The sequence below is a fragment of the Stenotrophomonas sp. SMYL11 genome (assembly GCF_036320005.1).
GTDB classification, from domain to species: domain Bacteria; phylum Pseudomonadota; class Gammaproteobacteria; order Xanthomonadales; family Xanthomonadaceae; genus Stenotrophomonas; species Stenotrophomonas maltophilia_A.
Map to the genome: position 1 here is coordinate 86,831 of NZ_JAWIRS010000017.1, position 7,617 is coordinate 94,447.

Below are 7,617 nucleotides of genomic sequence, written 5' to 3' on the forward strand. Positions count from 1 at the left end.
TCAAGCCACCGGCAGTTGCACCAGGCCGTTTTCCACACAGGCGACCCTTTGCTCGCCGCGGGCGGGCACGGGCACGATGCCGGCAGTGAATGCGGAGAAGGCCGGCAGCACCGTCATCCGCTCACGCAGCCAGAACGCGGGGAAGCGCCGTCGCAATGGCGGCAAGGCGACCTGCGGATGCAGATGCCCGGCGATCACATGCAGCTCTGCATCGGGCATCGGCTCATGGCGAAGCAGGAACGGCTGCAGCCGTACTTCATCGTGGATCTGTACCTGCAGCTGAGCATGTGGCAGCTGGCGGTCGTGATTGCCGCGCAGGACATGCACGTCCAGCCAAGCATTGCGTTCGCGCCATGCCAGCCATTGCTGGTACCACGCAGCGCGATGCGCCGGTCCATGCAGGATGTCACCCAGGATCCACAGCTCGCGGCAGGCATGCCTGTCCAGCAGCCCCTGCAGGCGTTGCAGGTCTTCGCCGGTGCCGCCGCTGGGCAATGCGATGCCGGCGCGGCGGAATACATCGGCCTTGCCCAGGTGCAGGTCGGCGATCAGCAGTGCCTGCCGTGCGGGCCAGTACATGGCGCGCGCGCCAACCAGCATCATCGGCTCGCCGGCCAGCAGCAACGGCAGTTCATCGGCCATGGCGGCGCTCCAGCTGCTGGGCCGCGCGTTGCACGCGGGTGCGCCAGTCCTCGTTGCTGAACTGCCCGCGCAGGCGTTCGGCCCATAGCGGGAAGCCCAGTGGCGTGAGTGATGTCGGGTGCTGCACCGAGAGGACCTGCATGCCGATTCTTGCCAGTACCTGCTGCAGCCCTGGCAGGTCCAGGCTGTCGTGCAGCACTTCGCGTTCGGCCAATGCCAATAGCAGGTGGCCGGGGTCATGCTCGCGCAGTACGTCGTAAAGCAGGCCTGCCGAGGCCTGCAGCTGGCGCAGCGATCGCGGCATACCGCCTGGCAGGCTGGGGACCAGCAGGCCCGCTACGCGTGCGATGCCACGGAACTGGCGGCGCGCCAGTTCGCCCAGGTTCACCGCGGCACGCAGATCGTCCAGCAGCTGATCGGGGGTGAACATGGCGCGCCATTGCGCGGCATCCAGATCGATCGCCTGCGCCGGTGCCAGCACCAGGCCATGATCGTTCACCGCGTAGCCGATGCTGTTGCGCTGCCGGCGGGCACAGCGCAGTGCCAGCAGGGCGGCCAGCGCCTCGTGCACGTGGCGGCCGGCAAAAGGGTAGACGAACAGGAACTGGCCGTCGCGGCGCCGCACCTCTTCCACCAGCAGATGCTCTGGGCCGGGAAGCGCCGACAACTGCTGCTGCAGTGCCAGCAAGGGGGACAACCAGCGTGATTCGGCACTGTCGTCGGCGCCGGACAATACCCACTCCAGCTCGCGGCCGAGCGGCATCGACAGCGGCAACTGGCCTCCCTGCCAGCGCGGCACCACACCATCACCGCGCCCTCGTGCCAGCCGCACGAAGGCGGTCATGTCGCGCAACTGCACCAGTTCCAGCAGGCGCCCGGCGAACTGGAAGCGGTCCCCGCGACGCAGGCGGCTGGCGAACTGTTCCTCCACGGCGCCCAGGCTTCCTCCGCGCAGGAACTGCACGCGCACGCTGCCATCGCTGCTGATGGTACCGATCGACAGCCGATGTCGCAGCGCCTGGCGACGGTCATGCATGCGGTACCGGCCATCGGCATCACGCACGACCTTGTGGAAATCGGGGTACTGGGCCAGCGCCTGGCCGCCCTGCACGATGAACGTCAGCACGGCCTGCCATGCGTCGTCCCCGAGAGATGCGAAGGCATGGGTACGCCGTACCTGTGCCAGCAGCGCCGCGCTGTCGAAGCCGCCCGCCAGCGCGCGGCTGACCGCATGCTGGGCCAGCACATCCAGCGACAGCGTCGGTGGCCTGCGTGCTTCGACCACGCCTTCGGCCAATGCACGGCGCACCGCAGCGTACTCGGCCAGTTCCAGCGCATGGCTGGGCACGCACAGGATCGAGCCGCTGGCACCCGGGCGGTGGCGTGCACGTCCGGCGCGTTGGCGCAGGCGGGCCACGCCCTTCGGGCTGCCCAGCTGCAGTACCTGCTCAACCTCGGGGAAGTCCACGCCGAGGTCGAGGCTGGAGGTGGCAACCACGCAGCGCAGCGCACCCGCGCGCAGGCCATCCTCCACCTGCTGGCGCAGCGCCGGATCCAGCGAGCCGTGGTGCAGCGCAAGCGTGTCCGGGTCTTCCGGCCAGACCGCGGCCAGCGCCTGATGCCACAGTTCTGCCTGCGCACGGGTATTGGTGAACAACAGGCTGCTGCGTGCCCGCATCAACGCGTCCAGCACCCGCGGCAGCTGCGCCAGGCCCAGATGCCCGGCCCACGGAAAACGTTCGCCGGGTTCCGGCAGCAGGCTGCGCACGCTGATCGCGCGCGGGCGCACGCCCTGCACGATCGGCGCGTCGGGCTGTCCGGGCAGCAGCACGTCGCGCGCCTCATCCAGGTTGCCCAGTGTGGCCGAAAGCCCCCACAGCTGCGCTGCAGGCGCAGCTTCGCGCAACACCGCCAGGTTCAACTGCAGCAGCACACCGCGCTTGTTGCCCAGCAGCTCATGCCATTCGTCCACCACCATGCAGCGCAGCTGGCGCATGCGCGGCAACGTATCTGGATAGCTCAGCAGCAGCGCCAGTGATTCGGGCGTGGTTACCAGTACGTCGATGCGGCCTTCGCGGGCCTGGCGCCGCTCGCGGTTGCTGGCGTCACCGCTGCGCAGGCCGACACGCCACCCCAGTCCCAAGCCGTCGACGACGGCCTGGAGCGCGCGTGCGGTATCACTGGCCAACGCGCGCAAGGGCGTTACCCACAGCACCTGCAATGGGCGCACCGCACTGGCGCGGCGGGGCGAGGGCGGTGGATCGATCAGCGCCTGCAGCAACGGCCCGCCGAACATCGCCAGCGTCTTGCCGCTGCCCGTGGGCGTATGCAGCAACCCGGATTCGCCGGCCAGGTAGTGGCGCCACATCGCGCGCTGGAAGGGCAGTGAGCGCCAGCCACGTGCCGCGAACCAGTCTTCCAGCCGAAGCAGTGCCTGGCTGCGGGTCATCGCGCCAGCGCCTGCAGGCTGGCCAGCTGATCGGCCTCGCTGGCAGGCTTGTCGTGGCGCCAGCGCAGGATGCGCGGAAAGCGCACGGCGATACCCGACTTGTGCCGGCTGCTGCGGTTGACCGCTTCGAAACCCAGCTCGAACACCTGTTCGGCGCGCACGCTGCGCACCGGTCCGAAGCGCTCGCGGGTGTTGGCGCGGATCCAGCGGTCGAGCGCGAGGATTTCCTTGTCATCCAGGCCCGAATAGGCCTTGGCCACCGGTACCAGCGCGTCGCCGTCCCAGACGCCGAACGTGTAGTCGGTATACAGCGTGCTGCGCCGCCCATGGCCGGCCTGCGCATACAAGAGCACCGCATCGATGGTGAGCGGATCGACCTTCCATTTCCACCAGTCACCGCGGCGTCGCCCGGCCTGGTAGAGCGAGCCACGTCGTTTCAGCATCAGCCCTTCGACGCCGCGTTCGCGCGCTATTTCCCGCATCGCTGCAGCCTGCGGCCAGTCGTCGGCGGCAACGTCGGGCGACAGCTGGATCCGCACATCGTCCAGTGCACCGATGACCGCGGCAAGCCGCGTGCGCCGTTCCTGCAACGGCAGCTCACGCAGGTCCGCGCCATCGAGTTCCAGCAGGTCATAGGCGAGCACGCGTACCGGCGTGTTGCGCAGGGTGGCCGCACCGGGTTTGCGGCGCTGGATGCGGGTCTGCAGGGCGGTGAATGCACGCGGCAGGTTGGCGGTCTCGTCCCAGGCCAGCAGCTCGCCGTCCAGTACGCAGCCATCGGGAAGCGCCATCGCCGCCTGCTCGATCTCGGGGAAGCGGCCATCCAGTCGTTCCTCGCCACGGGACCACAGCGCGACTTCGCCACGCCGGCGCAGCAGCTGCAGGCGTATGCCATCCCATTTCCATTCCAGCAGCCAGTCGTCGATCGCGCCGAGGCGTTCGGCAGGATCGCTTTCCAATGGTGAGGCGAGGAAGAACGGGTAGGGTTGCTGCCGGTCCAGCGGCAGCTCATCCGGCGACAGCAGCTGGCCCAGCAGCCCGGGAGAGGGCACCCACTCGCCCAGCATGCGCTGGGCGATGCGTGCGATGTCCAGGCCGGACCACTCCGCCAGTGCCTGCTGCACCAGGCGCTGCGAGACGCCGACGCGCAAGGCGCCGGTCAGCAGCTTGTTGAACACAAGGCGTTCGCCGCTGCAAAGCTGCCGCCAGCCGGTGACGACCGCCGTACGGCGCACCGCTTCGGGCTGGTTGGCCACCGCCAGCAGGTGCTGTTCGATCCATTCGGCCAACGGGCGGTCGGGCGAAGGCTGTGGTGGATCATCCAGCAGCAGGGTCAGTGTCTCGGCGAGGTCACCGACCTGCGCATAGCTGTCTTCCACCAGCCACGGTGGCAGCCCCGATTCCTCGGCGATCCAGGTGCGCAGTTCGCCACTGGCGGCGATCTTCCGGCGTGCGCCGCCCACCTTGCCACCGCTGAGCAGGTACAGCGCCCACGCCGCATCATGCGCGCCTGCCTGGCGGAAGTAATCGACCAGCGCCGCACGCTTGTCCAGTGTCGCGGTGCTGCGGTCCAGGCGCTGGTAGAGCGCGGCGAAGGCCTTCATTCCTCGCTCCCGAAATCGGTACGGAAGGCTTCGGCCGCCACGCCGCGCTCGCGCAGGAAGGGAATCAACGCATCGGTATTGCCATGGGTGGCGATCACCCGCTGCGCGCCGGTCTGTTCGATGGTCTGCAGCAGTGCGGGCCAATCGGCGTGATCGGATATGACGAAGCCACGATCGACGTTGCGGCGACGCCGGTTGCCGCGCAGCTGCATCCAGCCCGAGGCGAAGCCCAGCTGGTGGCGGCCGAAGCGGCGCATCCACGGTGTGCCGGCAGCCGAGGGCGGGGCAAGGATCAGCTGGCCGGCGGCATCCGGCTGGCGGCCCTGCTCGGCCACGGTGAGCGTCTCCAGCATCGGCACGCCGGCCTGCCGGTACACCGCCACGCCATTGGCGATGGCGCCGTGCAGCCAGGCTGGGCGATCGTCCAGCGGCAGCAGCTCGGCCAGCACCCGCTGTGCCTTGCCCAGGGCGTAGCACAGCAGGATCGCGGCTTCGCCACGTTGTTCGCATTCGCGGCGCCACGCCACGATCTCTGCAGCCACCGCCGGCGTGTCCGGCCAGCGGTAGATCGGCAGTGCGAACGTAGCTTCAGTGATGAAGGTATCGCAGGGCACCACTTCGAACGGTGTGCAGGTCGGATCAGGCTGTCGCTTGTAGTCGCCCGAGGCGACCCATACCTGCTGCCCGTCGTCGATGCGTACCTGTGACGAACCGAGTACGTGGCCGGCGGGGTGCAGCGATACCTGCACCCGGCCAAGCTGGAATGCTGCACCCTCGGGATGCGCCTGCACCGGCACGTCACCCAGGCGCCAGCGCAGGATCGGCAGGCTGCCTTCGCTGCAGTGGTACTCCCCCATGCCCGGGCGGGCGTGGTCGCCGTGGCCATGGGTGATGACCGCGCGCGCTACCGGTCGCCACGGGTCGATATGGAAATCGCCGGCGGCGCAGTACAGCCCCTCCGGGCGCAGCACCACCAGATCGTCGTTGCCTGCCATGCGGTCACTGTGGCCTGCGTCTCGTGCAGAGGGTGAGAACCGGCCTGAACACGGGCTTGGCAGGTGATGCGGCACAATCGGGCCGCAGACCTCTTGCCGCCAGGATGGACCGGATGAGTGGACCCAGCTTCAGCAGCAACGCACCGTATGAAACCCATGTGGTGTTGAACCAGCCGCCGCCGTTCGCAGGGCGACAGTTGTGGACCGACGACGTGGCGCTGATGGAGGCCGTACAGCGCGAAGGCGCCGCCAGCTTCGCGCCGCGACTGGGTGTCTATGGTGCACTCGCCGGTGATGAACTGTACCGGCTCGGCTTCGATGCCAACCGTGATCGTCCGCGGCTGCGCACGTATGATGCACAGGGCCATCGCATCGACACCGTGGAGTTCCATCCGGCCTATCACCAGTTGATGGACACGGCAAAATCGCACGGCGTCGCTGGATTGTCCTGGCATGAGCCGCAGCCCGGCGCGCACGTGGCACGTGCGGTGTTGAGCTACCTGCATCACCAGGCCGAGGCGGGCACCAGCTGCCCGTTGACCATGACCCATGCGGCAGTGGCGGTACTGCATTCGCAGCCGCATCTGGCCGAGTGGGCGCGCAAGGCCGCTGCGCCGGTCTATGATCCGCGCGACGTGCCGGTGGCGGACAAGGCCGGCATCACCCTGGGCATGGGCATGACCGAGAAGCAGGGCGGCTCGGATGTCCGTGCCAACAGTACGCGCGCCGAACCGATCGATGGCGAGCGTTACCGTCTGGTGGGCCACAAGTGGTTCTTTTCCGCACCGATGTGCGATGGCTTCCTGGTGCTGGCGCAGGCGCCGGGAGGCCTGACCTGCCTGCTGATGCCGCGCCGGCTGGCCGATGGTGACCGCAATGCGTTCCGGTTGATGCGGCTGAAGGACAAGCTCGGCGATTGGGCCAACGCTTCCAGCGAGGTCGAGTTCTGCGGCGCACAGGCCTGGCGCGTGGGCGAAGAGGGGCGCGGCGTGGCCACCATCATCGGCATGGTGATGATGACCCGCCTGGACTGCATGCTGGGTGCAGCGGCGGAGATGCGCATGGCGCTGGCGCAGGCGCTGCACCACGCACGTCATCGACGTACCTTCGGCAAGCTGCTGGTCGAGCACCCGCTGATGACCAACGTGCTGGCTGATCTGGCGCTGGAGTCGGAAGCGGCCACGGTGTTGGCGATGCGGATCGCGTGCGCGGTGGATCGCGCCGGTGTGGATGCCAACGAAGCCGCGATGGCGCGGTTGGGAACGGCGCTGGGCAAGTACTGGCTGTGCAAGCGCGCGCCCGCCTTCGTCAATGAAGCGCAGGAATGCCTGGGCGGTGCGGGCTACGTGGAGGAGTCGATGCTGCCGCGCCTGTACCGGCAGGCACCGTTGAATTCGATCTGGGAGGGTAGCGGCAACATCCAGTGCCTGGATGTGCTGCGTGCGCTGGCGCGTGAACCGGAGGCGATGGCGGCGCTGCGCGGCGAGCTGGCATCGGTGGCTGACCGTGATGGGCGCTATGCAGCGGCATTGCAGCGTTGGGCAGCGGCACCGCCACCGGAAGAATCGCAGGCGCGGCTGTTCTGCGAGCGCACTGCGCTGCTGCTGCAGGCGGCGCTGCTGTTGCGTGCGCGCAGCCCGATGGCGGAGGCATTCGTGCGTAGCCGGCTGGAAGGGGAGCATGGGCTGGCATTCGGGACGCTGCCGGCGGGGCTGGAGCTGACGGCGATGATGGCGCGTGCGCTGCCGTAAGGGCGGCCAACGGCGGAGCCCCTCGTGGTGGGCGGCGCAAAGTCTGCGTCGTGAGCGGGGCGGGGGGGGGGGGGGGGGGCGGGGGGGGGGCGGGGGGGGGGCGCGCCCCCCCCCCCCCCCCCCCCCCCCCCCCGCCCCCCCCCCCCCCCCCCCCCCCCCCCCCCCCCCCCCCCCGC

At 69.1% G+C, this 7,617-nt stretch carries 5 protein-coding genes; 1 reads left to right on the forward strand and 4 read right to left on the reverse strand.

Features of this window, described 5'->3' with window-relative positions:
- From pdeM to V3B46_RS18870, 4 genes are read right to left on the reverse strand one after another with little or no spacing between them, the layout of a single operon-like run.
- Complete coding sequence (gene pdeM, locus V3B46_RS18855) at positions 1-642, reverse strand: ligase-associated DNA damage response endonuclease PdeM (RefSeq protein WP_329892608.1); 642 nt, start codon at positions 640-642, stop codon at positions 1-3.
- Positions 632-3,091, reverse strand: a complete 2,460-nt coding sequence (locus tag V3B46_RS18860) for a ligase-associated DNA damage response DEXH box helicase (protein WP_329892609.1) — start codon at positions 3,089-3,091, stop codon at positions 632-634. Before V3B46_RS18860 ends, pdeM begins: the two co-directional genes overlap by 11 nt.
- A complete protein-coding gene (locus V3B46_RS18865; protein WP_329892610.1) occupies positions 3,088-4,695 on the reverse strand; it encodes an ATP-dependent DNA ligase in 1,608 nt (535 codons plus the stop codon). The genes V3B46_RS18860 and V3B46_RS18865 overlap by 4 nt, the downstream gene beginning before the upstream one ends.
- A complete protein-coding gene (locus tag V3B46_RS18870) occupies positions 4,692-5,690 on the reverse strand; it encodes a ligase-associated DNA damage response exonuclease (protein ID WP_329892611.1) in 999 nt (332 codons plus the stop codon). The genes V3B46_RS18865 and V3B46_RS18870 overlap by 4 nt, the downstream gene beginning before the upstream one ends.
- Positions 5,691-5,803: 113 nt before the next feature.
- Here V3B46_RS18870 and V3B46_RS18875 point away from each other — a divergent pair, with 113 nt between their 5' ends.
- Positions 5,804-7,441 carry an acyl-CoA dehydrogenase family protein gene (locus V3B46_RS18875; protein WP_329892612.1) on the forward strand — a complete coding sequence of 546 codons (1,638 nt, stop codon included), beginning with the start codon at positions 5,804-5,806 and terminating at the stop codon, positions 7,439-7,441.
- Positions 7,442-7,617: the final 176 nt, after the last annotated feature.